This is a genomic window from Clostridium sp. AF34-10BH, from assembly GCF_003478095.1.
In the GTDB taxonomy this organism is placed as follows: Bacteria; Bacillota; Clostridia; order Lachnospirales; family Lachnospiraceae; genus Acetatifactor; species Acetatifactor acetigignens.
The window spans coordinates 35,039-59,192 of sequence record NZ_QUEC01000024.1; the positions used below are offsets into that span (position 1 = coordinate 35,039).

Annotated in this window: 25 protein-coding genes; 20 read left to right on the plus strand and 5 right to left on the minus strand. The window is 48.7% G+C overall.

All coding sequences use genetic code 11. The annotated features are described in order from the left end of the window. Nucleotides 1–28: 28 nt before the first annotated feature. Nucleotides 29–754: a DUF1700 domain-containing protein gene (locus tag DWZ61_RS14460; RefSeq protein ID WP_182427102.1), complete on the plus strand. Its 726-nt coding sequence runs from the start codon at nt 29–31 to the stop codon at nt 752–754. Beyond that, on the plus strand, nt 751–1,725 hold the full coding sequence (locus DWZ61_RS14465; protein ID WP_118539321.1) for a DUF4097 family beta strand repeat-containing protein: 975 nt from the start codon (nt 751–753) through the stop codon (nt 1,723–1,725). Before DWZ61_RS14460 ends, DWZ61_RS14465 begins: the two co-directional genes overlap by 4 nt. Before the next feature lie 69 nt (nt 1,726–1,794). Here the strand turns inward: DWZ61_RS14465 and DWZ61_RS14470 are convergent, their stop codons facing one another. From DWZ61_RS14470 to DWZ61_RS20285, 3 genes are all read right to left on the minus strand, one after another. Next, nucleotides 1,795–2,796, minus strand: a complete 1,002-nt coding sequence (locus tag DWZ61_RS14470; RefSeq protein ID WP_118539359.1) for a PDDEXK nuclease domain-containing protein — start codon at nt 2,794–2,796, stop codon at nt 1,795–1,797. A gap of 208 nt (nt 2,797–3,004) precedes the next feature. Then, nucleotides 3,005–3,961: a bifunctional hydroxymethylpyrimidine kinase/phosphomethylpyrimidine kinase gene (locus DWZ61_RS14475; protein WP_118539323.1), complete on the minus strand. Its 957-nt coding sequence runs from the start codon at nt 3,959–3,961 to the stop codon at nt 3,005–3,007. After that, the gene (locus DWZ61_RS20285) at nt 3,951–4,535 is read right to left on the minus strand and encodes an ECF transporter S component (RefSeq protein WP_227064249.1); all 585 of its coding nucleotides are present in this window, start codon (nt 4,533–4,535) and stop codon (nt 3,951–3,953) included. The genes DWZ61_RS14475 and DWZ61_RS20285 overlap by 11 nt, the downstream gene beginning before the upstream one ends. Nucleotides 4,536–5,433: 898 nt before the next feature. Between DWZ61_RS20285 and DWZ61_RS14485 the strand changes: the two genes are divergently transcribed. The 12 genes from DWZ61_RS14485 to DWZ61_RS19795 all read left to right on the plus strand — a co-directional run bounded on the left by DWZ61_RS14485 (nt 5,434) and on the right by DWZ61_RS19795 (nt 17,292). Next, nucleotides 5,434–8,112: a valine--tRNA ligase gene (locus DWZ61_RS14485; protein ID WP_118539325.1), complete on the plus strand. Its 2,679-nt coding sequence runs from the start codon at nt 5,434–5,436 to the stop codon at nt 8,110–8,112. Nucleotides 8,113–8,162: 50 nt separating this feature from the next. Then, the gene (locus tag DWZ61_RS14490) at nt 8,163–9,563 is read left to right on the plus strand and encodes a folylpolyglutamate synthase/dihydrofolate synthase family protein (RefSeq protein WP_022313051.1); all 1,401 of its coding nucleotides are present in this window, start codon (nt 8,163–8,165) and stop codon (nt 9,561–9,563) included. Continuing rightward, entirely contained in the window at nt 9,550–9,699 is a 150-nt protein-coding gene (locus DWZ61_RS19790; RefSeq protein ID WP_022313050.1) for a hypothetical protein, read from the plus strand. Before DWZ61_RS14490 ends, DWZ61_RS19790 begins: the two co-directional genes overlap by 14 nt. A gap of 11 nt (nt 9,700–9,710) precedes the next feature. Continuing rightward, nucleotides 9,711–11,126 carry a tetratricopeptide repeat protein gene (locus DWZ61_RS14495; protein WP_022313049.1) on the plus strand — a complete coding sequence of 472 codons (1,416 nt, stop codon included), beginning with the start codon at nt 9,711–9,713 and terminating at the stop codon, nt 11,124–11,126. A gap of 123 nt (nt 11,127–11,249) precedes the next feature. Continuing rightward, nucleotides 11,250–11,558: an anti-sigma factor antagonist gene (locus DWZ61_RS14500; RefSeq protein ID WP_022313048.1), complete on the plus strand. Its 309-nt coding sequence runs from the start codon at nt 11,250–11,252 to the stop codon at nt 11,556–11,558. 172 nt (nt 11,559–11,730) lie between these two features. Next, on the plus strand, nt 11,731–12,213 hold the full coding sequence (gene spoIIAB, locus DWZ61_RS14505; protein WP_243026429.1) for an anti-sigma F factor: 483 nt from the start codon (nt 11,731–11,733) through the stop codon (nt 12,211–12,213). A gap of 3 nt (nt 12,214–12,216) precedes the next feature. Further along, on the plus strand, nt 12,217–12,984 hold the full coding sequence (locus DWZ61_RS14510) for a SigB/SigF/SigG family RNA polymerase sigma factor (RefSeq protein WP_118539329.1): 768 nt from the start codon (nt 12,217–12,219) through the stop codon (nt 12,982–12,984). A 301-nt stretch (nt 12,985–13,285) separates the two neighbouring features. Next, nucleotides 13,286–14,431, plus strand: coding sequence for a glycoside hydrolase family 25 protein (locus DWZ61_RS14515; protein WP_022313045.1), 1,146 nt, complete (start codon nt 13,286–13,288; stop codon nt 14,429–14,431). Nucleotides 14,432–14,461: 30 nt separating this feature from the next. After that, nucleotides 14,462–15,169: a hypothetical protein gene (locus DWZ61_RS14520; protein WP_022313044.1), complete on the plus strand. Its 708-nt coding sequence runs from the start codon at nt 14,462–14,464 to the stop codon at nt 15,167–15,169. Nucleotides 15,170–16,089: 920 nt separating this feature from the next. Continuing rightward, nucleotides 16,090–16,788 (plus strand): metallophosphoesterase, encoded by a 699-nt coding sequence (locus DWZ61_RS14535; RefSeq protein ID WP_118539335.1) that lies wholly within the window; start codon nt 16,090–16,092, stop codon nt 16,786–16,788. A gap of 19 nt (nt 16,789–16,807) precedes the next feature. Then, nucleotides 16,808–17,122: a hypothetical protein gene (locus DWZ61_RS14540; RefSeq protein WP_117464815.1), complete on the plus strand. Its 315-nt coding sequence runs from the start codon at nt 16,808–16,810 to the stop codon at nt 17,120–17,122. Then, complete coding sequence (locus tag DWZ61_RS19795; RefSeq protein ID WP_182427106.1) at nt 17,119–17,292, plus strand: hypothetical protein; 174 nt, start codon at nt 17,119–17,121, stop codon at nt 17,290–17,292. The genes DWZ61_RS14540 and DWZ61_RS19795 overlap by 4 nt, the downstream gene beginning before the upstream one ends. On the opposite strand, the gene DWZ61_RS14545 is transcribed toward DWZ61_RS19795, so the two are convergent. Then, a complete protein-coding gene (locus DWZ61_RS14545; RefSeq protein WP_118539337.1) occupies nt 17,289–17,810 on the minus strand; it encodes an acyl-CoA thioesterase in 522 nt (173 codons plus the stop codon). The two genes, DWZ61_RS19795 and DWZ61_RS14545, sit on opposite strands and share 4 nt — an antisense overlap. Nucleotides 17,811–18,088: 278 nt before the next feature. Here DWZ61_RS14545 and DWZ61_RS14550 point away from each other — a divergent pair, with 278 nt between their 5' ends. Together DWZ61_RS14550 and DWZ61_RS14555 are read left to right on the plus strand one after the other, a co-directional pair. Continuing rightward, a complete protein-coding gene (locus DWZ61_RS14550) occupies nt 18,089–18,574 on the plus strand; it encodes a stage V sporulation protein AB (protein WP_118539339.1) in 486 nt (161 codons plus the stop codon). A 99-nt stretch (nt 18,575–18,673) separates the two neighbouring features. Next, nucleotides 18,674–19,300 carry a stage V sporulation protein AA gene (locus DWZ61_RS14555; protein ID WP_118539363.1) on the plus strand — a complete coding sequence of 209 codons (627 nt, stop codon included), beginning with the start codon at nt 18,674–18,676 and terminating at the stop codon, nt 19,298–19,300. 7 nt (nt 19,301–19,307) lie between these two features. On the opposite strand, the gene DWZ61_RS14560 is transcribed toward DWZ61_RS14555, so the two are convergent. Continuing rightward, nucleotides 19,308–21,443 carry a clostripain-related cysteine peptidase gene (locus DWZ61_RS14560; RefSeq protein ID WP_182427109.1) on the minus strand — a complete coding sequence of 712 codons (2,136 nt, stop codon included), beginning with the start codon at nt 21,441–21,443 and terminating at the stop codon, nt 19,308–19,310. Nucleotides 21,444–21,607: 164 nt separating this feature from the next. Here DWZ61_RS14560 and DWZ61_RS14565 point away from each other — a divergent pair, with 164 nt between their 5' ends. The 4 genes from DWZ61_RS14565 to DWZ61_RS14580 all read left to right on the plus strand — a co-directional run bounded on the left by DWZ61_RS14565 (nt 21,608) and on the right by DWZ61_RS14580 (nt 23,962). Further along, the gene (locus DWZ61_RS14565) at nt 21,608–21,961 is read left to right on the plus strand and encodes an ATP-binding protein (protein WP_207664187.1); all 354 of its coding nucleotides are present in this window, start codon (nt 21,608–21,610) and stop codon (nt 21,959–21,961) included. Further along, nucleotides 21,933–22,154 (plus strand): hypothetical protein, encoded by a 222-nt coding sequence (locus tag DWZ61_RS14570; RefSeq protein ID WP_118539345.1) that lies wholly within the window; start codon nt 21,933–21,935, stop codon nt 22,152–22,154. The genes DWZ61_RS14565 and DWZ61_RS14570 overlap by 29 nt, the downstream gene beginning before the upstream one ends. Nucleotides 22,155–22,325: 171 nt before the next feature. After that, nucleotides 22,326–22,808 carry a SpoVA/SpoVAEb family sporulation membrane protein gene (locus DWZ61_RS14575; protein WP_182427111.1) on the plus strand — a complete coding sequence of 161 codons (483 nt, stop codon included), beginning with the start codon at nt 22,326–22,328 and terminating at the stop codon, nt 22,806–22,808. Nucleotides 22,809–22,900: 92 nt separating this feature from the next. Further along, complete coding sequence (locus DWZ61_RS14580) at nt 22,901–23,962, plus strand: iron-containing alcohol dehydrogenase family protein (RefSeq protein ID WP_022313034.1); 1,062 nt, start codon at nt 22,901–22,903, stop codon at nt 23,960–23,962. Nucleotides 23,963–24,154 lie beyond the last annotated feature (192 nt).

Genomic DNA, 24,154 nt, shown 5'->3' on the forward strand with positions numbered 1-24,154 from the left:
ACAGGCGCAGATGGGAGAACATAGTAGAATGAATAGAACGGAGTTTATGAGGCAGCTGGAAAGTCTGTTGCAGAATATTTCCGCTACAGAGCGGGAGGAAGCATTACAATACTATAATGAATATTTTAATGATGCGGGTCCGGAAAATGAACAGAACGTTATTGAGGCTTTGGGAAATCCTGCCAAGGTGGCGGAAAACATCAAAAAGGACATTTTCGGGAACGGTTATGGAGAGAATATTTACCAGAAGATCAATGCGGACAACCGTGCGGTGATCACTTATCCGGCGGATTCCGGCGCGAAGAGCGGTGCCGGAGAGGCAGGCTTTGGGCAGGAAAATGAAGCACAGGCAGCTGGAGCAGTGTCCTCTCGGAAAAAAGAAGGAATGTCCACCGGTATGATCGTGCTGATCGTAATTTTATGTATTTTGGCATCTCCGGTGATCCTGGGAGTAGCTTCCGCAGGCATCGGTGTGGCAGCGGGGCTGATCGTTGCATGGCTCGGTCTGATCGTTGGTTTCGGGGCAACGGCAGCAGCACTGATACTGATTCTGATCGCACTGGTGGTTGCAGGGATCATCAGTCTGTTTACGCATCCCTTCGTGGGAATGGGGCTGATCGGTGCCGGACTGATCTGCGGAGGTGTCGGACTTCTGTTCCTGATGTTGACCGTGGCCATGGCGGGAATCGCCACACCGGCGATCTGTTGTTGGATCGGAGGATTATTCCAGAAAAGAGGTAAAGCAGAAGCATGAGAAAATTTATGAAGGGCTGTGCCATCACAGCGTTGATATTCATATTATTGGGACTGATCCTGGGAGTGAGCGGAAGCCTGGGGAATGGCTCCACGCATTTTTCGCCGGGGGAGATCCTGTCAGCGGTTACTCTGGGAAGAATCTCCGGAGAAAAGGTAGATGACTGGAGTGACGGTGTGACGGAGCAGATTCGGGAAAATATGGACGATGTGCACTATGATCTGGAGGACAACGTGGATTATGACTCAGATTATGAAGTAAAGTCGGGAAAGATAGAGCTGTATGTTCTGGGGGATGACAGTCAGGGCATCACGGATCTACGTGTGCAGGCCGGTGGCTGTGTCATGAAGATTCAGGTGTCAGAGGACGACTGCTTCCGGGTAGAAGCCGACGGAATGCGAAAGTTCCAGGGATATGTGGAAGGCGGTACGATGGAGATCCGCGGCACTTCGAAAGCAAACAGCAACAGTGATGGCAACCTGGGCGGTTCCATCTGCCTGTATGTGCCGGAGGGATATTATTTTGAAAATACCTCTTTGGATATGGGAGCCGGAAGCCTCAGTGTAGAGGAATTGCAGACGGGGGCACTGGAAGCCAATGTGGGTGCTGGCAAGATGACGTTTGAGAAACTGGATGCTGACCAGGCAGAGTTAGACTGTGGTGCCGGTCAGATGACAGTAGAAGCACTGAGCAGCCGCGTGGCAGAGGTTTCCGTAGGAATGGGATCCGTTCGTCTGAACGGAGATGTGACCGAACGATTGGACGGAGAGTGCTCCATGGGAGAGCTGAAGCTGACACTGGCAGGAACGCAGACAGATTTCAACTACGACTTAAGCTGCGGCATGGGTGAACTGAAAGTCGGTGATGACAGTTACAACGGCCTGGCACAGGAGAAACAAATCAACAACAACGCTTCTAAAAATATGGAGCTGGAATGTGCTATGGGCAGCGTTGTGGTGGAGTTTAAATAAAATATTTCTTGGTATTACCGCCTGAGTGGAGTTGTGATTCCCTCAGGCGGTAATGTTAGAATTCTTTTGTTATTCTTTTTCCGGTTTGTGCCATTCATCCAAAACAGCTTCTACCTGTGCGATGAGCTGCTCCTTATTTGGAATATAAGAAACATAGCGTGAAGCAAAGATATTGTTGGACAGACCTCCGAGAGCATATTCAGCAGCTACACTGTCTTTGTCTGTACAAAGGATAATACCGATGGGGGGATTATCATGTTCATCATTTACTTCTGCGGCGTAGTAGTTCAGATACATATTAAGTTGCCCGGCGGCTTCCGGTGTGAGCTTGGTTGTCTTTAATTCAATCAGCACATACGCTCGGAGAATTTTATTATAGAAAACCATATCCACATAGTAGTGAGTATTGTTCAACGTAATGCGTTGCTGCGTCCCGACGAACATGAAACCGCGACCTAATTCCAACAGGAATTTTTCAATCTGCGCGACCAGTGCTTTTTCAAGATCACTTTCCAGCAGGGGCTTGTTTTCCGGCACACCCAAAAATTCAAACACATAGGGGTCTTTGATAATGTCGCTTGGCGTAGTCATTTCAATACCTTTTTCCGCGAGGGCAAGTACCGTTTCCTTGTTTGTCTTTCCTTCTGACAGTAATAATCGTTCATAGAGAGAAGTGGAAATCTGCCGCTTTAATTCTCGGATCGACCACCCGGAGTTGATGGTTTCCTTTTCATAAAAACTGCGTTTGTCTGGATCCGAAATCGTCAACAGCTCACAATAATGCGACCACGACAATTTTCCAGACACTGTCTGGAATTTTTGATGGTGCATATAGAACAGGCGCATATTGTATAGATTGGAAACAGAAAATCCCTTTCCAAATTCTTTTGTCAATCCTTTAGAAAGTTCCTTTAAGGTCTGCTTTCCGTAATCTGCCCGATCTTTGCTTTCCTGCTCATACTCAACAATGATCTTTCCTACATTCCAGTAGGTAGACAGCAATTCCGTATTTACCTGTACCGCCACGCGCTGACGTGCATTTAATAACAATTCTCTGATTTCATTCATCATAGAATCAGTATGTGTCAAATTACTCAATTTTAATGCCCCCTTTCCAGATGGAGGATAGCCAGTATAATATAAAAAAAGAATCGCAGCACACCGTTTAAGCATTTGCTATACGGGATCTCATTCTTGAGAACAACCACAATTCCTTTTCTATATAAAATATAAAAGAGATGAAATGAAAAGTCAACTAAATCATTGAGCTTTAATATTCTTACAACAGCGCCGCCAGATACCTCTCAAACACTACGCCCTCCTGCACCGGCGTTCCGGCCTTTTCGCTTCCGGCGATGCAAAGTCCTACGAAGTTCGCAGCCTTCTGCACGGAGGTTAGTAGTGTCTCCCCGCGGACGGCATCGGCAGCGAGGATGGAGGCGAAGATGTCTCCGGTGCCGGGGCGGGAGGCTCCGGCGATGGGGGTGGCAACGGTGGTATAGACACCGTCATCCCACAGGAAATTTACCAGAGAATCGCCCTGACGGATCCCGGTGATGACGATGGATGCACCGGCGGAGCCATTGGAGACAGCGCCAACGGAACTCCCGTCAGAACCACTGGCAGTAGTGCCCGTGGAGGCTTCGTCGGATGTAATGGAAGCTGTTTGACAAATGTCAGCCAGCCGTTCACATAATCCGGACAGCTCCTGCAGCGTCCATTCCCCATCCTTCCAGGGAGTCCCGGTCAGCAGGCAGGACTCCGTGATATTCGGCGTGATAATATCCGCCAGAGGCAGCAGCTCCTTCATCTTCTGAACATGGGTCTCTGTAATGGAAGAGTAGGCTCTGCCGTGGTCTCCCATGACCGGATCCAGCAAAAACAGGGGCGGCCGGAACATTTTCACGAATTCCCGTACAATGTCGATCTGCTCTTCATTTCCTAAGAATCCACAGTATAACCCATCGAAGGTAAGTCCCAGTTCGCCCCACACTTTTATATAATCTCGCATATGAGAGGTATAGTCATCAAAATGGCAGAGAGGAAATCCCAAATGGTTCGATAAAACAGAAGTAGGCACAGGGCATACCTGTACCTTCATTACGCTGATCACGGGCAGGGACACGGTGGTGGAGCAGCGTCCGAAACCGGCAATATCGTTGATCATAGCAAGGCGGGGAACGAAATCCCCGCCTTTTTGTGCATTTCTATCAAAAGTATCGAAATTAGATGTCATGGAATAATCCTGCTTTCTTCAGTGCCGGACGAAGTGCCAGATAGAATACGGAAGCACAGATCACAGCAACGATGGCGTTGACACCGGTAGTTACGGTGCTGATCTTGGCAAGAGCCTTGGAAATATCCTGAGGCACACCCAGCAGATACATTTTATAGAAGTAACCAACCAGTGGATCCGCTACCACGTTAAATGCCATACCGCAGGCAGAAGCAAGAATCGTTACGCCGGTCACATATTTTACGGAATGCTCTTTGCTCAGATGGAAGATCTTGTGAGCAACCAGTCCTACGATCAGACCGATGCACAATTTTAATAAGAAGGTCTTGGGGGCACTGGTCACATAAGCGGTGGTCAGATCGGCGATGGTCATGCCGATGGCACCGGCAAGTCCGCCCCAGTAACCGCCCAGCAGCAGAGCTGCCAGTACGCAGAATACATTGCCCAGATGGAATGCGGTCTTCTCGGGACCCACGGGAATGTCGATCTTGAAGAAAGCAAATCCGATATAGCACAGAGCTGCTAACAGACCTGCCTGCGCCAGCTTCTTTACATCCGCCTTCTGTGCGGGAATTACGCCTGCGATGGCATTGTACAATCCCTTGGCAGTTAACAGGATAGCGAAGAATACCAGAACCAGGCTATAGGAGTAAGGACGCTCTGCGGACAGCTTCTGGTCGGACAGAGTGGACTTCGAAGCGGTCAATTCATCCTTCTGCGCATTCAGGGAATCCAGATCACCGTCTGCTGTGCCGCCGGTGACTGCCTCGATGGAAGCTTCTACTTCCTCCAGCTGTGCCTTGACATCGCTTAACTGGCTGCCATAAGCAACGGATTCCTGATAACTGTTATTGTGGGTAATGACTGCCAGGACGATTCCCAGGATCAGGAGAATGGCTCCCGCAATCAATACACCGTATGATTTTTTCTTTTCCATAATGATGATCTCCTCTTTTAATTTCTTTTTCATAATTCCCATTTGTTCGGTGGGATATGTTAGGATTCAGTGTATAGAAAAAGTGGCTTGCTTAAAAGATCCAGAATGTGTTTTTTTTACCATGCCAGTTTTAAACGTTGATCATACAATCTGTAGGACAATCTGTAGGAAAACAAGATTTTCTTGACAAAGGATTGCTTCCTGTACTATATTTTTTATTAGTAGTTTTACAGATCAAAAGGCAATGACGAAGAGGAGTACACATTTCCCCTTACCAGAGAGAGCGGCTGCATGTATGCGCTGGAAGGCTGCTTCAAGACAGGAATGTGGAAGGTAGCTTCCAAGCCGGAGAGCCGAGACCGGATATTCCGGGCGTAAGTTTTCACGAGTTATCCCCGTTACCGGATAGGACTTTGTAAGAAGTCACGAGGCAGCGCAAGCTGTGAACAAAGGTGGTACCGCGTTACTGACGCCCTTTGCTGACGAGAGTCAGCAGAGGGCTTCTTTAGTTTCAGGAGAATTTAAGGAGGAAGCAATGAGCAAAGAATTAGCCAAAACCTATGACCCAAACGGCATAGAAGACAGACTGTATCAGAAGTGGCTTGACAAAAAGTATTTCCATGCGGAGGTAGATCACAGTAAGACTCCCTTCACTATCGTGATCCCGCCCCCAAATATCACAGGACAGCTCCACATGGGACATGCATTGGACAACACCATGCAGGATATCCTGATCCGTTATAAGAGAATGCAGGGCTACAATGCACTGTGGCAGCCCGGCACCGACCATGCAAGTATCGCTACCGAGGTCAAGATCATCCAGAAGCTGAAGGAAGAAGGCATCGACAAGCACGATCTGGGACGTGAAAAGTTCTTAGAGAGAGCCTGGGAGTGGAAGAAGGAATACGGCGGACGTATTATTAGTCAGCTTAAAAAGCTGGGCTCTTCCTGCGACTGGGACAGAGAGCGTTTCACCATGGATGAGGGATGCAACAAGGCTGTGACCGAAGTGTTCGTGAAGATGCACGAAAAAGGCTATATCTACAAGGGTGCTCGTATCGTTAACTGGTGTCCCGTATGTAATACCTCCATCTCCGATGCAGAGGTAGAATATCAGGAGCAGGCAGGACATTTCTGGCACATCAAGTATCCGCTGATGAACGAGGACGGAACGCCCAGCACCACAGAGTTTCTGACCTTTGCCACTACCCGTCCCGAGACCATGTTAGGTGATACCGCAGTAGCCATCCATCCCGATGATGAGCGTTATACCCATCTGCATGGCAGAAAGGTACTGCTTCCTATCGTAAACCGTGTGATTCCCATCGTTGAGGATGCTTATGTAGACAGAGAGTTCGGTACCGGTGTCGTTAAGATCACCCCCGCTCATGACCCCAATGACTTTGAGGTGGGCAAGCGTCACAATCTGCCTGTGATCAATATCCTGAACGATGATGCCACTATCAATAAAAACGGCGGCAAGTTCGAGGGCATGGACCGTTACGAAGCAAGGAAAGCCATCGTGGAAGAACTGGATCAGATGGGCCTGTTAGTAAAGATCGAAGATCATGTACACAACGTAGGTACCCATGACCGTTGTAAGACCACCATCGAGCCTATGGTAAAAGACCAGTGGTTCGTTAAGATGGATGAACTGATCAAACCTGCAAGAGAAGCTGTGAAAAATGGCGAGATCAAGCTGATCCCCGAACGTATGGAGAAGAACTATTTCAACTGGACGGATAACATCCGCGACTGGTGTATCAGCCGTCAGCTGTGGTGGGGACACAGGATTCCCGCATATTACTGCGATGACTGCGGTGAAGTAGTCGTAGCCAAGGAGATGCCGAAGGTATGTCCCAAGTGCGGCTGCACCCACTTTACACAGGATCCCGATACGCTGGATACCTGGTTCTCCTCCGCACTGTGGCCTTTTGAGACCCTGGGCTGGCCGGAGCAGACCGAGGATCTGAAGTATTTCTATCCTACCGATGTCCTGGTAACCGGTTATGATATCATCTTCTTCTGGGTGATCCGTATGATCTTCTCCGGATACGAGCAGATGGGAGAGAAGCCTTTCAAGACCGTATTGTTCCACGGACTGGTACGTGACAGTCAGGGACGGAAAATGTCCAAATCTCTGGGCAATGGTATCGATCCTCTGGAGATCATCAGCCAGTACGGTGCCGATGCACTGCGTCTGACCCTGATCACCGGCAACGCACCGGGCAACGACATGCGTTTCTACTATGAGAGAGTAGAGAACAGCCGTAACTTCGCCAACAAGGTATGGAATGCTTCCCGTTTCATCATGATGAACATGGAGCAGGCACTGGAGAAGACCGGAAAAGATATCACCACCCCTGCGGCAGCAGATTTACAGCCCGTAGATAAGTGGATCCTGTCCAAGTTAAATACTCTGGTAAAAGATGTGACCGACAACATGGATCACTTCGAGCTGGGTATCGCCGTACAGAAGGTATATGACTTTATCTGGGATGAGTTCTGTGACTGGTACATCGAGATGGTAAAACCCCGTCTGTACAGCACCGACGATGCAGTCAGCCAGAATGCGGCACTGTGGACGCTGAAGACTGTCCTGATCGACGCCCTGAAGCTGTTACATCCTTACATGCCGTTCATCACTGAGGAGATCTTCTGCACCATTCAGAATGAAGAAGAGTCCATCATGATCAGCAAGTGGCCGGAGTACAGCGAGGATCGTGCATTCCCCGCAGAGGAGAAGGCCATCGAAACCATCAAGGAAGCCGTTCGCGGTATCCGCAACATCCGTACTGAGATGAACGTAGCACCCAGCCGTAAGGCAAGTGTGTATGTAGTCAGCGAAAATGACGAGATCCGCAGGATTTTTGAGGAGGGTAAGCTGTTCTTCGCAAGCCTTGCTTATGCGAATGAGATCATGATCCAGGCTGACAAGACCGGAATCGCAGAGGATGCGGTATCCGTAGTGATCCCCGGTGCAACCCTGTACATTCCGTTTGCAGAGCTGGTAGACATCGCACAGGAGATCGAGCGACTGAAGAAGGAGCAGAAGAGACTGGAAGGCGAGCTGTCACGTTCCAGGGGAATGCTGTCCAATGAGAGATTCCTGTCCAAGGCTCCCGAAGCGAAGATCGCAGAGGAGAAGGAAAAGCTGGCAAAATACGAGCAGATGATGGAACAGGTGACAAAGCGCTTAGAACAGCTGGCATGATCTGCAACGAAACGTACAGAATAAAAAGAACGTAAAGCATAAGGAATACGATGAGATTCGGTAATGACATGATAACGTTTGAAGAAGCGGTGGCATATCTGAAGGATATGCCCCGCTTTACTGTTAAAAAAAATCCTGCGGACAGCAGGGACCTTAAATGGTTTTTAAAAAAACTCGGAAATCCGGAGAAGGATCTGCGGATCATTCATGTGGCGGGCACCAATGGAAAAGGCTCCGTCTGTGCCTACATGAGTTCGATCCTGCGGGAAGCAGGCTATCGCACGGCTGTATTCACTTCACCTCATCTGGTGGATATGCGGGAGCGTTTTGCCGTGAATGGTGAAATGATCTCAGAGGAAGCTTTTTTACAGGAGTTTCTTGCGGTATGGGACGCTTTGCAGGAGACCAATTCTGCTAATACTGGGGACGGGCAGCGAGGGGAAGAAGCGCCACAGGAATTCGTTCTCAACTTTTATGAATACCTATTCTGCATGGCATTACTCTGTTTTGCAGAAGAAAAACCGGATTATTGCATCATTGAGACCGGCCTGGGGGGAAGACTGGATGCCACGAATTATGTGGACAATAAGCTCCTGACCGTCATTACGCGGATCAGTCTGGATCATGTACAGTATCTGGGAGACACCACAGCGAAGATCGCTGCGGAAAAGGCAGGGATCCTGCGCCCCGGTGTTCCGGTGGTGTATCTGGACGGGGATGCGGATGCCAGTGCGGTAATTTGCCGCAAAGCGTCAGAACTTGGTGCGATACAGATACCGGTGTCGAAAAAGGACTATACTTTCCTTGGATTTCGGAAGAAATACATTGATTTTTCCTTGCGCTCTGAGTATTATAATTATATTAGTCTTACTTTGCATACCATTGCACGCTACCAGATGGAAAATGCGGCATTGGCAGTGCGGGCCGTGGAAGTGCTGTTTCGCAGTACGGACATGCCTGACGGCAGAATGTGTGCCGCATCCGGGTGTCCCACTGTGGAAGAGATCCGACAGGGAATCCTTGGCTGCTTCTGGCAGGGACGCATGGAAGAAGTACTTCCGGAGGTGTACGTGGATGGTGCGCATAATGACGACGGCATCCGGGCTTTTCTGGATACCGTGGAACAGGACGGCTGCACGGAGGGCAGGAGACTGTTATTTGGTGTGGCGGCGGATAAGGATTGCAGGCATATGATACAGAGGGTGATCACGTCGGGATTATTCGACCGGATCGCTTTTACGCATATGCGGACGGCGAGGTCGCTTTCGCTGGAAGAACTGAAAGGTTTACTGGCAGCTTATCCGGAAGACCGGTTTACTATGTATACGGAAGCGGATACGGCACTGCGGACGGAAGTCTCGGGCAGACAGCCAGGAGAACGGCTCTATATCGCGGGAAGCCTGTATCTTGTTGGGGAAATAAAGGAGTCTTTGGACCATGATCAATTTTGAAGAAGAACTGAAGAAATTTCATCCCAGTCTGGAAGTGGAAGACGCTGAGGAAGCTATCTACAATCAGGATCTGACCGATGCGGCGGATCTGTTGGTGAAAATGATAAAAGAATCCGAAGAAAAAGAAGAGAAATAAGGAGGGAGAGCATGTTTTGTTATAACTGCGGCTGCCATCTGTCAGAGCACGATTTCTGTACGTCCTGCGGAGCAGATGTATCCCTCTACAAGAAGATCATGTGTATGTCCAACCGTTTCTACAATGACGGTCTGGAGAAAGCAGGAGTACGGGATCTCACAGGTGCGATCAACAGCTTACGGCAGAGCCTGAAATTTAATAAGAACAATATCGAAGCCAGAAATCTGCTTGGACTGGTGTATTTTGAGACCGGAGAGGTCGTTGCGGCACTGAGCGAATGGGTCATCAGCAAAAATATGCGGCCTGAGAAAAATATCGCGGACGATTACATCAATATGCTGCAGTCCAATGCGGCCCGCCTGGATGCCATTAACCAGACCATCAAGAAATACAATCAGGCACTGGTCTATTGTAATCAGGACAGCAAGGATCTGGCTATCATCCAGCTGAAAAAGGTACTGTCCCTGAACCCGAAGTTCATCCGGGCACATCAGCTGTTAGCCCTGCTTTATATGGACAGTGAACAGTGGGACAGAGCGGAGAGAGAACTGCGTAAGTGCATGGACATCGACCGCAACAATACGCTGACCCTGCGGTATCTGAAGGAAGTTGAGATGCAGCTGACTCCGGACGAGAATAGCAAGCAGACCGGACGCCGGAAGAAGGATGATGCGGTTCGCTACCAGAGTGACAATGAGATCATCATTCAGCCTTTGAATGTGAAGGAGCAGAAGAGTGCAGGTCTCTCTTCCCTGATCAATATTGCCATCGGTCTGATCATTGGTCTGGCCGTGATGTATTTTCTGGTGGTTCCGGCAGCGGTATCCAATGCCAACAATGAGGCCCAGAAGACCATCACCGACATCGGCAATCAGTTAGACACCAAGACCTCCCGGATCCAGGAACTGGAGACCCAGATGCAGGCACTGCAGACAGAGAATGATACGCTGAATCAGGAACTGCAGGGGTATGTGGGAACCGACGGTACGCTACAGACCATCGACAGCCTGTTAGCGGCAGCCACCACATATCTGGAGACGCAGGATATTACCCAGACGGCGGCTAACCTGGAAAGCATTTCGGCATCCGTGGATGTGGACAGTACTTCCGAAGCATTCCAGAAGCTGTACAAGACGTTGCTTGGCCTGATCGGGCCGCAGCTGTCCGCACAGTATTATGAGACAGGCTACAATGCTTACCGCAGCGAGGATTACGCGACGGCCATCGAGAACCTGTCCAAGGCAGTTATTTACGATGAGACCAACAAGGATGCCTGGCTGAGCCTGGGCAACTCTTACCGTAAGAGTGACGATGCCCAGAATGCCATCACCACCTATGACAAGATCATAGAGCTGTTCCCGGATACGGAGACGGCCAGAAGTGCCCAGAGATATCGTTCCCAGCTGGCAGAGAATACGGCACAGTAGGGAAGAACAACATACCATCAGACAATGACACACAACACACGAAAGAGAACTTGCGTAAAGTAAAGCGCGGGTTCTCTTTTCTTTTGAGTAAAAATGCTGGAAAACAGCGGAATGTGAGGAAATATGGAAGACTTTCAGATCATTGATAACTGCCTGATGGTGCGCATGCCGGAGGAAGTGGATCACCACAGGGCCTCCTATATCTGCGAAGGGGCGGACAGGCTCTTGGTCAGGGAAAACGTGGAAAATGTAGTGTTTGATTTTGAGGATACCCGGTTCATGGATTCTTCCGGGATCGGGATCATCATGGGGCGGTACCGCAAGATTTCCTGCTTCGGCGGACATGTCTATGCGATCCATGCAGACCGGCAGATCCAGCGGATCTTCCGTATGTCCGGGCTTCACAAGATCGTCGAGATCCTGCCGGGTTAAACGTTGGAAGGAAGATCCTGTCGAAAATGAAAGAAATCATTCAAAAAATTATGAAAAACAGTGCAATAATAGGCGCAGAAATGAGGAAAACATGGTAGCAGAGAGGGAAAACATTCAGGTGACGGAAGAAAAAGAACTTTTGCAGCAGAGAACGCAGGGCAGCCGGAATGAGATGGAGATCGTATTTGACGCGGTCTCCTGTAATGAAAGCTTTGCCAGAGTGGCGGTGGCGGCTTTCATTACCCATCTGAATCCTACACTGGAAGAACTGGCGGATATCAAGACCGCAGTATCGGAGGCGGTGACCAATGCCATTATCCATGGCTATGAGAACCTGTCTGGATACACCAGACATGGGGAGATACGTCCGGCTTACAGCATCATCCATCCGGGAAAAGTAAGGCTGCACTGCATTCTGGAGAACGATACCCTTTCCATCGAGGTATCGGATCAGGGAAAAGGCATCGAGGATGTGGCCAGAGCCATGGAGCCGTTATTTACAACGAAGCCGGAACTGGAACGGTCCGGTATGGGATTTGCCTTTATGGAAGCCTTCATGGATGAGCTGGAAGTGGAGAGCATCCCCGGCAAGGGCACAAGAGTACATATGTGGAAGAAAATGCGCTGCGGAGACTGGATCGGAAAAGAGGACTGAGGCATGGAAGAAGTATCAGTACTCATCGGAAAGTCACAAAGCGGAGATAAAGAAGCGAGAGAAGTACTGATCGAGAAAAATCTGGGACTGGTGCATCACATTGTGAAAAGATTTCTGGGCAGAGGATATGACCCGGAGGATCTGTTCCAGATCGGCGTGATCGGCCTGATGAAAGCCATCGATAAATTTGACCTGAAGCTGGAGGTACGGTTTTCCACCTATGCCGTCCCCATGATCACCGGGGAGATCAAACGGTTTCTGCGGGATGACGGTCTGTTAAAGGTATCCCGTACCATCAAGGAGGATGGGCTGAAGATCAGACTGGCAAGACAGCGTTTACAGAGCAGACTGCACAGGGAGCCCACCTTACAAGAATTGTCCGAGGAAGCACAGCTGGACAGAGAAGATGTGATCCTGGCTATGGAAGCCGGAGCGGAGGTAGAATCCCTCTATAGCAGCAGCGGACAGGAGGACGGCAGCGAGCTGTGTCTGGCGGACCGGGTGGTGGCCGCGGCCCACGGCTGTGTGGGAGCCAGCATGGGAAGCAGCGGTGCGGTGGAAAATGATGTGGAGAAGGACAGGCTGCTGGACCAGATGCTGCTGGCACAGCTGCTGGGGGAGCTTCCGGAGAGAGACCGGGAGTTGATCCGTATGCGCTATTTTCAGAATAAGACCCAGACGGAGATCGCCGGGATCCTGGGGATCAGTCAGGTGCAGGTCAGCCGCCTGGAGAAAAAGATATTGCGGGAAATGCGGGAGATGGCCGGATAAGGGCCAATTCATTAATAATTCATAAAACAAATTTTTTCCTCTTCCTTTCCGTCGGAAATTCGATTATATTATATGAAGGAACTATTCAGCCCGCATTCGCAAAACCGCTCTTTCAGAGCTTGCTTTTTGCTTATGTGGTTATTTCGCCGTATAAATTATGTCAAATGTTCTTACGAATGCAAGCATTCGACGTACATATTGCCATAACTTGCACGGCTCTGAATAGTTATATATAATCTTATAGACCGCAATGCTGCATAGTTATAGAGAGACAGCATGAAAAAGGAGAGCAGGGGTACTTATGAAAAAACAAAATGAAAACGGACGGATCCCCGAGGATCGTCTGAGCAGAGCAAATAAGCGTAAGAAAAACAACACCATAGCATCCATTCTGGTCATGACCGGATGCCTGTTGGTGTTAGTACTGGTAACGTATGTTGCGGGAATCCTGTATTCCTGGATCGACAGCAAGTTCCAGAATAATGCCAACGATCTGGCGGCAGCAGCGGAAGCCGGAAGCCAGACGGAAGAGAGCACACAGGAAGTGGTGAAGACCTATACGCAGGAGGAAGTGGATGCCCTGATCGCTGAAGCAAAGCAGCAGGCTGAGGACGAGGAAGAGAACAAGATCCTCTCCGGGATCCGTGATGGTCTGACCTCCGGCACTACCATGGTAGAGACCCTGCGTCCTTACTATCCCAATGAACTGGTCGTTGTGAGCAACGGAACCTTTAATTTCGTACCCATTCGTGATGATTTGCAGAAAAATGATTATGTATTGGAGAACCTGAACATTCTCGAGGACGGAGAAGTGCAGTATATGCAGGACGGTCAGGTAGTATCCCACAAGGGAATCGACGTCTCCAAGCATCAGGGCAATATCGACTGGACCAAGGTAGCCGCAGACGGTGTGGAATTCGCATTCATCCGTGTAGGCCTCAGAGGCTACGGCACTGAGGGTAAGCTGGTGGAGGACGAATACTTTGAGCAGAATGTCAAGGGAGCATTACAGGCAGGAATCAAAGTAGGTGTCTACTTCTACTCTCAGGCCATCACAGACGAGGAACTGTTGGAAGAAGCCAATCTGGTACTGGAAAAGGTAAAACCTTATAACATCGAACTGCCCATCGTCTTCGACGTGGAAAAAGTCAGCGGCGGCAAGGGCCGTGCCAACGAACTGAGCGTGGAAGAGAGAACCCGCCTGACCGCCCTGTTCTGCCAGACCATCCAGGATGCCGGCTACAAGCCCATGATCTATCACAACATGGAGATGGGAACACTGATGCTGGATCTGGGACAGCTGGAACAGTACGATAAGTGGTTCGCTTATTATAATGATGATCTGTATTATCCGTATGCCTATAAGGTATGGCAGTACAGCGAAAAAGGTGCTGTGGACGGTATTAATGAGGAAGTGGATCTGAATATCTGGTTCGGGGACTTCTAAAGGGTGATTACGATGAAAGAGAAGATCTAGATGAAAGACTGTAGAAGGACATTACTGGACGAATTTGTGAAGCTGTCGAAGGATTGGGACAACAATAATATGTTATATAATTCTCTTATGTTTTCTAAATTATATCCTGGAGATGTTGAAAATAGCGTAGCAGATGCTTCACTGATGCCGAAGCAGAGTGATGAAAAGATGAGAAATGATATCATGACAAGCTGGTGGACTCCGACTAAAATCTTTTTATTGGGAAATAAGAAGGAGTTAATGCAAAAATCAAGGAAAGAATTGGAGGAAGTCTTATTGGAACGGATTCCTATGGGGAAGGATGAAGAGCAACTCCGAGAAAGCTTATCAAAAATTCGGCATGAAAAAACAGGGGAAAAAATAGAAAAAGACGTTATAGATGCATTTATGGGGTTCCTTGGATCAGTTTATGCCGTGGGCAATATGACAAGTGCAGCGGTGACATCCAGGGGTGGTGCCTTGGATAATTGGGATGCAAAACTGAAAAACATACATGAGAAGTATATAAAAGAAGAAAAAGCGTGGGTTGATTATGTAAAGACCAATAAATTTGAGTGTTATTTTGTGGATAAGGATCCACGTAAGGAAATAATCCCATTTTGGAGTTATGGTCCCAGTAAATTAGCAAACGCAACGGATAAGGATTGGAAGGAATATTTCGAAAACGCAAAAAGAATGATTGAAGAAAGAGACAAATTGAAAGCCTGAATAGATATTCATTCACTTGCGAATATAGCTCCTATAATACAAATAATGATACTTTTTAAAAGTAAGACTTTAAATGAGACGGTTGCGGCCGTCTCGTTTTATGTAGCCAGAAATTTTTTATAACCTTATCCATATCCCCATATCCAAAAATCATTTTATTTTCTAAATATACTACCACTTATTTACAAAAATATTGCCATAGATGTTGTGGAGAAAGAGAGGAAGAGACGGGGAGGAAAGCATTATCAGGCATCTATGATGCATATGATATTCGGAGGAAATCCGGGAAGTAGCAAAAGGAGGCGTATTATTCATTGATGAAGCATATTCTCTGCAAGGCGAGATCACTATTACGACATTGCTTCGGGAAATGGAAAACCACAGAGAGGATGTCATTGTGATATTTGCCGGGTACCCGGAACCTATGCAGGGGTTCCTTGACAGAAATCTCGGTATGCGGTCCAGAATTGTATTTCAGGTGAAATTTGAGGACTATTACAGCCAGAACTTCCCGGCAGGGAGGAATGCATAGGAATAAGCAGTGGGAACAGCATGCATAAAGCCGGTGGAGAATGTCTGACATGGGATTCTTGCGAGATTCCTGCGGAGGAAGAGGAGCGGGTGGATTCCCAGAGAAAGGATCGCTTTGAATATCAGTTTTTCCGAATCCCCTGTATCTGGAGGCAGATTTTCCGGAGATGGAAGAGGTGCAGGATGAGAAGCAGAGAGCACACTGGGTTTGCGGGTGAGGCAGAAACTATATGGGACAAAGTATATTAAGGAGTCTGAATGAGCAGAAGCTATAAGCATACGCCGGTATATGAGGCGAAGGGGAACAGAAGCAAGGAGCGATCCCGCTTCCAGAAAGCTCGACAGATATCAGAAGTGCTACCGAAGGAAATGAGAAAAGGAGGAAGGATATGCATTATGTTATTGGCGACATACATAACAACCTGAAGAAACTGAAACAGATCCTAAAGCAGATCAATATCACCAGGGATGATGAACTGATCGTCCTTGGTGATGTGTTTGACCGGGGTGGAGAAACTGCGGACCCCTTCGGAGTATATTGTGCCCTTGCCGGCTTGCAGGGAAAGTGCTCCTGGATACGAGGCAACCACGATGACTGGCTGGCAAATTATACTTATGAGTACTTTAATACTCCGGAGAAAAAACGGCACAAATTAGCTCCCTATGGTTACAACAGTTTTGAACTGCTGCGACAGCGTATTACCGAAGTAGACATGCGGAACATTGCTGATCTGATCAAGGGACTGCCGCTACAGAAGGAACTGGAGCTGGAGGGAAAGAAATATCTGTTTGCCCATGCCATGACTTCCCATCCGGATGTCCGGGAAGAGGACCGATATTACATGCGGGGGACGATGGATATTGACAGCTTTTTCTTTGAAGGTATCGATGGATATATCTCCATGTGCGGTCATACGCCCACGGACAGCATTGTGTGGAAGAAGGACAGAAGATATCTGGACGAGCCGGGCAATTCCATCTGGTGCAACGACAGACATAACGTATATCTCTTAGATTGCGGATGTGGCTTTGCCGGTGGAAGACTTGCCTGTCTCTGTCTGGAGACAAAAGAGCGATTTTACGCCTGAAAACGGGAGGAGGATATTTATGTACAGGAATTATTTCTACATCGACCGGGTGGAGATCGTATTGTATCAGAAACCCCGAGATATTGCCCGGAGTACGGAAGGAAAGCTTTTGTTTCGGGACTTGAAACCTTATTTACAGATATTCGGATATTTTTCTGTAGTGGACAGAGACAACTGGTCCGGTGAAATGTATAAGTACAGAGATGACATACCGGAGAAATACGATGACAGGCCCGTATATGGAATCGGTATGGAGGATAATCCCGATGCGGATACATTGCCGCCAAAGCGGCTGGTGATCGTGCTTTCAGAGAATGAAAAGGAAGAATCATGAAAAAGTTTATCTCTTTTCAGATACATGAGGATTACGGAAAAATCTTCTGGATCAGAGATGACCTGTATCGGGAAAATTACCATAATGTGATCGAACCGCTGATCCATTATCCGGGAGATCGGAGATTTCTGAGTTCTCCGATCTGCGGATGCGACGAGAATCGGATTTAGAATCCTTCTTTCTTACGAACTAATCGTAACTCTCTTCTCTTAATGGCATTGTCCCATTCCATCCGTTCCCCGTCGTTCTCCAGGATCAGGCCGGGAACCGGAGTGGGCTTTCCATCGTCGCCCATGGCTACCATGACAAAATAAGCCCGGTTGATAGGGTGTCTGGTACCATCCTGTTCTTCGCGGTAGGTGTCCACGCGGACTTCCATGGAAGTGTGTCCCACATGGGTGACCTTGCCGATCAGCACAATAATATCATTCAGATAAGCGCCGGATTTAAAATACAGGTTATCGATGGCTACGGTGGTAGCGTCTCTGCCGCAGTGACGTCTGGCGGTGGCACCGGCTACTTCGTCGATCCACTCTAACAGTCTTCCGCCGAACAGGCGCCCGAAACCGTTGATATCCGGATGAATGACCACATGCAATTGATGAGTCTCAGAATCGGAGACTTTTTTCGCAGGAAGCGTTTCTGTCTTTATTTCTTTATTATTTTCCTTATTATCTGTTGTATTCATGTTCTATAACCCTCACAATAATTATTTTTTCAGCTAAATAATGATGATGCATTAAGCATTTCATATTGTTTCAATGATCCAATGACGCTGGCAGGTTACGGATCATTGCAGAAATCAGCGTAAATAAAAATATATAAACGTAGTATAGCACACTCCTGAAGAAAATGCCATCCGCATAGGATTTTTGCTTTTGGGATATTCTATTGTGTGCAGAAGGGAATTCTTTGAAGAAACGTCGATAACTGCCGGGAGCAGAACTTTGCGAAAGGGGAACGGAAATGCTGATCAGACAATTATTGCTCATAGTAACCGGGGCCAGTTACGGCCTGCTGTCGGCAGCCGGAGTGTTTACAGTGCTGGTGGCGGTGGGGCTGATCCCCCGGTTCGCAGGCAAGACCCATACCGCACGTTATGTACTTCTCTATGAGGAAATGGTCATTTTCGGGACGCTGGCGGGATGTTTTGTTACGATTTTCCCAGAGTACAGTCAGTGGGGAAATTATCTGCGGGAACACTTCCCGGAACAGATGAGGCTGTGGACGGCAGCGGGCATTGGAGCACAGGCGGTTTTCGGGCTGTTTGCCGGAATGTTCATCGGCTGTCTGGCACTGGCTATCGCGGAGATGCTGGACAGTATTCCTATTTTTGCCAGAAGAATCTCTTTCCGCCACGGGCTGGGCTGGGCCATTCTGGGGATGGCAGCGGGAAAGATCTGCGGGTCACTGTTTTATTTTGCCACAGAACTGCATCGGACCGTGCAATAAGCAGGGGAATTCTTCTGGAGGAGCAAGCACACAAATGATATGGACAATCCGGGGAAATATGTCTATGCAGAGCAGAAACGGCAGGAAGGGACAGGGTATATGAAGCAGCAGACGGTTTATCTGAAATGTGACAGAAGTGCGGAGGTGCAGGCACAGGATGTTTTCCTGAAAGATGTGGCAGAGATTCGCTGTCAGGATCCGGTATTGCAGGCAAAACTAAAAGCCATCAAAATTTATCATTTTCCCAAGGACGGCGAAAAACGATGTGTGATCAGTTGTCTGAAACTGGTAAGTCTTATGGAAGAAATCTGTCCGGAGATCGATGTGCAGGTGGTTGGAGAGACAGATGTGCTGGTGGAATGGATCTGTGTGAACAGACACAAAGGCTGGCAGCAGTGGATCAAGGCTGCTTTTGTGTGCCTGATCAGCTTTTTCGGTACAGCCTATACGATCATGGCTTACCATAATGATGTGGGGATCAATGAGGTTTTCACAGAAGTGTACCGGATGACCATGGGTGCTGAACCCGGAGGCTTGAATACGTTGGAAGTATCTTATTCTCTTGGGCTGGCAGCTGGCATTATCGTCTTCTTCAATCATGTCGGTGGCAGGCGCCTGACCAAGGATCCTACCCCCGTCGAAGTCTCCATCAAAAACTACGAGACCGACGTGGATAAGACCCTGATCGAACAAGCAGGAAGAGAAGGAAAAGAGCTGGAAAGCTGACCTTCCCTTATTTTAGCGGAATCATTTCGGAATAAGAGGTATTCCCCTGGGAATCCTTCATGAAGAAGATGCATACGTAATTTTCCGGGTGATCCAGCGGCTGTACCACGGTATGATAATCGCCGGTCAGATCCACATCGAAGCCCATCATCCAGCCGGATTTTTCCCAGTCGAAGAAGTTCAACAGATTACCGTTGTCATCCCGGGTCACGTAGCTGCATCTTGCCACTAAGGACATAGTTTCATAGTCATCCAGATGGATCAACTGCTTGCTGGCACTCTGCAATTCCGCATCGTCATGATCCAGGGGAATCGCATTACGGATGATACCATCGGGATATTCGTCGCTGACAACGATCTGTACTTTCGCCGTCTGGGATTCCCAGTTGTCAGTGTAATTCATCAGCACCGCATGTGCCAGATAACGATTCTCTGTGTCGCTGATATCGGTCTCTGTCAGGATCATGGGAATATCGGAGAGACCATCCTGATCCTGCATGTAGACAGCGTTATTTTTGTAAGCAGCATGTAATACACCATTTTCATCCAGAGTCACACGGGTACTTCCCTGAATGAAGAGATACATATCATCGGCACGTTCGTCTTCCTCTGCGGCAATATAGCCTTCGTCCTTCGCCTTGCAGAGGATGTAGTAACCGCCGGAAGCAAAGTTAGCCTGCTGTTCGGGGGTCAGCTGCAAGGTAATGTCGGATTCATCGTAAGTACCGTCGTTCTGGGTGATAACAGTAGTCTCCGCATTGGAAATCTCTCGATCTGCCAGCAGGGTGTCACCGTTTTCAATGGCGTAAAAGTCTTCCAGAAAACGGGTGTAATTGGGAGCAAAGCCCAGATAATATAACATTTCGATGCAGGCATCCCGATAATCCGCATCCGTCTGGTAAGGATAGCAGATAGAGATTCCTCCGGCATTGTCCATGTTGGTGCCAGAATAGACGATACAGTTTTCCACGGCCTCTGCGGCAGCCTGTGCGGCTTCGGAATCATTTCCCACCAGCTCTAACAGATGCAGGACATCCACCATGCCATAATCCATATCGGAGGAGTAAGTACCGAAGTCTCTTACCCGGGCACGGTTACGCACCAGCCTGGGGTAATTCTGCACATCCAGAGAAGTGTCCAGTTCCGCAAAATAATCGTTCAGAGCTTCTTCGGCTTCGGCATAGGCATTCAGGTCGATGCAGGACAGGGTCAGGTCGGAGTACAGATTCGGATAGTAGTCGAAGACATATTCACCGTAATCCATGTAGGAATCCACGATATATTCCCCCATGACATCGCCCGGGATCACCTCATCGGACAGCTCTGACAGGAAATCGTAATTCCAGCCCCAGCCGGGTTCGGTCTCCTGGGAGGCAATCATATAATTGGCATAGGGAGCCAGCACGGAAACCACTTCCAGGGAACTCATCAGGCAGGCATCAAAGCCGATCCATTCCAGTTTTGTCATGTGGGCGCCCACGGAATCTCCCAGCGCCTCGGACAGTTCATCCAGCGTCAGAAGGTCGCGGAAGTTCTCATCCACGCCGTAGCCCAGCACCGGTCCGCCACCGTGATCCCAGAGGATCAGACTGTAGGAATCTGCCGGGAAGAAATCAAAACCGTAATTTAAAAAGCTGCTCAAAGTCAGGGGATCCCCCATGTTTTCCGCCGGATAGGTATCCACGGGGACGAAACCGGTATCGGTCAACAGCAGGACGGTGCACTCCTCACCGGACAGGCCACGGTCCTGCCATTCGGATGCACCACCGGCATAGACCAGAATATTATTGTGCGCTGTGTCCACTCCGGCCGCTTCCATCTCGTCCAGGTCCAGACTGGCATTACCGTAATCGGATTCCAGATCGGAGCCTACCAGATAGACCATGATGGTCTGGACTTCACCGATGGTATCCAGCGAGTCGTAATCCATCTGGGGCATAGGAGTGGAAGACGGTTGGGACTCGGTATGGTAAGTACCATGACCGTGAGACGAGGATGCCTGCGAATTGTTTTGTCCGGCATACTCCATGATCTGTGCAAATACGCCCACAGGCGTGGTGCGGATGCGGCACCCGGTCAGAACCACGGGGACCAGCAGCAGACCCAAAAGGGCCCGTAACTTTTTCTTTGTTCTTTTTTTCATAATAATTTCCCTCATGAAATAAAATTTATACTCATCGCCCATTATCGCATGAAAAAAGGAGGGCGTCAAACAGTGTAATTGCTTACAATCTGAAAAAATACCAAAGAAAAAACAAAATTCTGGTTCTTTCTTTTTTTCGGAAAAAGATGGGGAGCCGGAATCCGGTGGACAGTCAGAACCACAGGAAAGAAGAAAAGACTTTTTTACAGGAAAACGGTGTGGACCTCATGATCCGGGTACATGACACCGGAATCGGTATGGCCATCACGGATCAGCTGGTACAGCTCATGGGCGGAGAAATCGTCGTAGAGAGTCTGAAAGATAAGGGCTCGGATTTCACCGTGTTTTTGCAGCTGCCTCTGGCAGAGGAAGGCAGTATCGAAGAGAAAACGACAACAGAGAATCGGGAACAGAATGCGGATAACGCGTTCCGCGGTCGCAGGATCCTGCTGGGCGGAGGTCTATTTCGACGGTATTGGATGGCTTCCGGTGGATGTGACACCGGGGTATTATTATGACGCGGTGAAATTGCAGCAGATGGTGGCGACACCGGATATGGTGCACAAGACACTGGCAGAAGATCATAATCTTATGGATGCGGAACAGATCACGGATACCGGAAATGATATGGATACCGCCGTGGCAGAGGTCGCGGAGCTGTTGAGAAGTCTGTTTTTATGGAAGAAAACTGTGTTAAAAGAAAATTTGTAAATAGAAGCATACATAAAAAGAGTGAAAACGGACATTCTGTTATCAGAGAGAGCAGTCACAGAGTCTGCCTGCCGTGCAAGCGGCCGGGCGGCGGAAAGGCATGGTACATCTATGAAACAGGAAGACACAAAACAGGGCAATCAGCAGAAGATGCAGAAAGAGACCCCGCATATGTCCGGGAATCCGGCACAACCGGATGTACAGCAGAAGCAGGAATACGAACAGTATGTCAAATCGGTGACTCCCACCCACAATCTGTGGGCACAGATGGGAAAAGCGTTTCTGACCGGTGGGATCATCTGCTGTATCGGGCAGGGAATCCTGAACTATACCGGCAATGTGCTGGGAATGGATCCCCAGACGGCAGGCAGCTGGTGTTCCCTGATCCTGGTGTTTGCATCGGTGGTACTCACGGCACTGCATATTTATCCCAAGATCGTCAAATGGGGAGGTGCAGGAGCCTTAGTACCCATCACCGGCTTTGCCAATTCCGTGACAGCCCCGGCGGTGGAATACCAGAAAGAAGGCCAGGTATTCGGTATCGGCTGCAAGATATTCACCATTGCAGGACCTGTGATCCTGTACGGAATTTTCGTCAGCTGGGCATTGGGACTGATCTGCTGGGTGCTGCAGATGTTCGGGATCCAATTGTAAGTTGAACTGAAATAGAAAACAGTGTAAAATGACTTTGTCCGGACGCGGTTTCGGGCAAAGTTTTTTTATGAAATGTTAAAGGAGAGATTACCATGCAGATAGGAAAAGAGATGGCGATCCCGTCCATCCTGAAGATCGGAAACGGGGCATTAGGTAAGATCGGTGGTTATTTAAAAACGGAAGGTCTGGATCAGGTAGTGTTATTTTTCGGTAACGGACTGATCGATATGTTCGGAGAGCTGGTCATGAATTCACTGAAGGAAGCGGACGTGAATGTTCTGGAATACAATGAATTGGATACGGTGGATATTGACGATATCATTACGCTGGCTTTCGCCATTCCCAACAAGGCAAAGGCGGTGATCTCTATCGGTGGAGGCAAGGTCATCGATGCCGGAAAATATGCGGCATTTCTGCGGAACCTTCCTTTTATCAGTGTGCCGACTTCCAGTTCAAGCGACGGCTTTTCCAGTGCCAGCGCATCCCTTCTGGTGCAGGGAAAGCGTACTTCTGTCCCTGCCAGACTGGCTTATGGCATTATCGTGGATACCCAGGTGATCCGTACCGCTCCGGAGAAGTTCATTTACTCCGGCATCGGAGATATGATTTCCAAGATCACGGCACTTTATGACTGGATTTTTGAAGAAAAGGCCGGCTGCGGTGAGGTGAATGATTTTGCTGTGATGATCGCAAAGAAAGCGGTGAACAGCTTCGTTCGTACCCCTTATGAGAGCATCAAGGACGAGCTGTTCCTAAAAGAACTGCTGGATTCTCTGGCCATGAGCGGTATTGCCAACGAGATTGCCGGCAGCAGTGCCCCTACCAGCGGAAGTGAGCACCTGATTTCCCATGCATTGGATAAGATCCTGGAAGTGCCGCAGCTTCATGGCATCCAGGTAGGTATTGCCACCTATATCATGGCAAAGGTACAGGATCACCGTTACATCCGTGTCAGCACGGTACTTAAAGATACCGGATTCTGGGATTACGTGGCAACCTTACATATGAAGAAGGCCGATTTCCTCAAAGCCATCGACATGGCTCCCACCATCAAACCCCACCGCCATACCTATCTCCACGAGGAAAAATACCGCGAAGCAGCAAAGAAACTGGTGCTGGAAGATGAAGTTCTGAACCGGGTACTGGAGGATTGACGGAGTTTATAAAGAGTTTATACTTTTTTTCTTGCAAACATAAAAGATTGCGTTATAATGTTAGATGGCTAACAAAAATGGTTAGCTATCTAACATTTTTATTTACGCGAGCAACGAGCCAAAGTCCGTGCTTGCACGAGACCTTGGCGACTGCCGCGATAACTTGAGAAACTCGCGAAGCGTGTTTCTCAT

Coding starts and splice junctions, on each gene's coding strand:
- DWZ61_RS14460 (WP_182427102.1), top strand. CDS start 29: ATGAATAGAACGGAGTTTATGAGGCAGCTGGAAAGTCTGTTGCAGAAT.
- DWZ61_RS14465 (WP_118539321.1), top strand. CDS start 751: ATGAGAAAATTTATGAAGGGCTGTGCCATCACAGCGTTGATATTCATA.
- DWZ61_RS14470 (WP_118539359.1), bottom strand. CDS start 2,796: ATGATGAATGAAATCAGAGAATTGTTATTAAATGCACGTCAGCGCGTG.
- DWZ61_RS14475 (WP_118539323.1), bottom strand. CDS start 3,961: ATGACATCTAATTTCGATACTTTTGATAGAAATGCACAAAAAGGCGGG.
- DWZ61_RS14485 (WP_118539325.1), top strand. CDS start 5,434: ATGAGCAAAGAATTAGCCAAAACCTATGACCCAAACGGCATAGAAGAC.
- DWZ61_RS14490 (WP_022313051.1), top strand. CDS start 8,163: ATGAGATTCGGTAATGACATGATAACGTTTGAAGAAGCGGTGGCATAT.
- DWZ61_RS19790 (WP_022313050.1), top strand. CDS start 9,550: ATGATCAATTTTGAAGAAGAACTGAAGAAATTTCATCCCAGTCTGGAA.
- DWZ61_RS14495 (WP_022313049.1), top strand. CDS start 9,711: ATGTTTTGTTATAACTGCGGCTGCCATCTGTCAGAGCACGATTTCTGT.
- DWZ61_RS14500 (WP_022313048.1), top strand. CDS start 11,250: ATGGAAGACTTTCAGATCATTGATAACTGCCTGATGGTGCGCATGCCG.
- spoIIAB (WP_243026429.1), top strand. CDS start 11,731: ATGGAGATCGTATTTGACGCGGTCTCCTGTAATGAAAGCTTTGCCAGA.
- DWZ61_RS14510 (WP_118539329.1), top strand. CDS start 12,217: ATGGAAGAAGTATCAGTACTCATCGGAAAGTCACAAAGCGGAGATAAA.
- DWZ61_RS14515 (WP_022313045.1), top strand. CDS start 13,286: ATGAAAAAACAAAATGAAAACGGACGGATCCCCGAGGATCGTCTGAGC.
- DWZ61_RS14520 (WP_022313044.1), top strand. CDS start 14,462: ATGAAAGACTGTAGAAGGACATTACTGGACGAATTTGTGAAGCTGTCG.
- DWZ61_RS14535 (WP_118539335.1), top strand. CDS start 16,090: ATGCATTATGTTATTGGCGACATACATAACAACCTGAAGAAACTGAAA.
- DWZ61_RS14540 (WP_117464815.1), top strand. CDS start 16,808: ATGTACAGGAATTATTTCTACATCGACCGGGTGGAGATCGTATTGTAT.
- DWZ61_RS19795 (WP_182427106.1), top strand. CDS start 17,119: ATGAAAAAGTTTATCTCTTTTCAGATACATGAGGATTACGGAAAAATC.
- DWZ61_RS14545 (WP_118539337.1), bottom strand. CDS start 17,810: ATGAATACAACAGATAATAAGGAAAATAATAAAGAAATAAAGACAGAA.
- DWZ61_RS14550 (WP_118539339.1), top strand. CDS start 18,089: ATGCTGATCAGACAATTATTGCTCATAGTAACCGGGGCCAGTTACGGC.
- DWZ61_RS14555 (WP_118539363.1), top strand. CDS start 18,674: ATGAAGCAGCAGACGGTTTATCTGAAATGTGACAGAAGTGCGGAGGTG.
- DWZ61_RS14560 (WP_182427109.1), bottom strand. CDS start 21,443: ATGAAAAAAAGAACAAAGAAAAAGTTACGGGCCCTTTTGGGTCTGCTG.
- DWZ61_RS14575 (WP_182427111.1), top strand. CDS start 22,326: ATGTCCGGGAATCCGGCACAACCGGATGTACAGCAGAAGCAGGAATAC.
- DWZ61_RS14580 (WP_022313034.1), top strand. CDS start 22,901: ATGCAGATAGGAAAAGAGATGGCGATCCCGTCCATCCTGAAGATCGGA.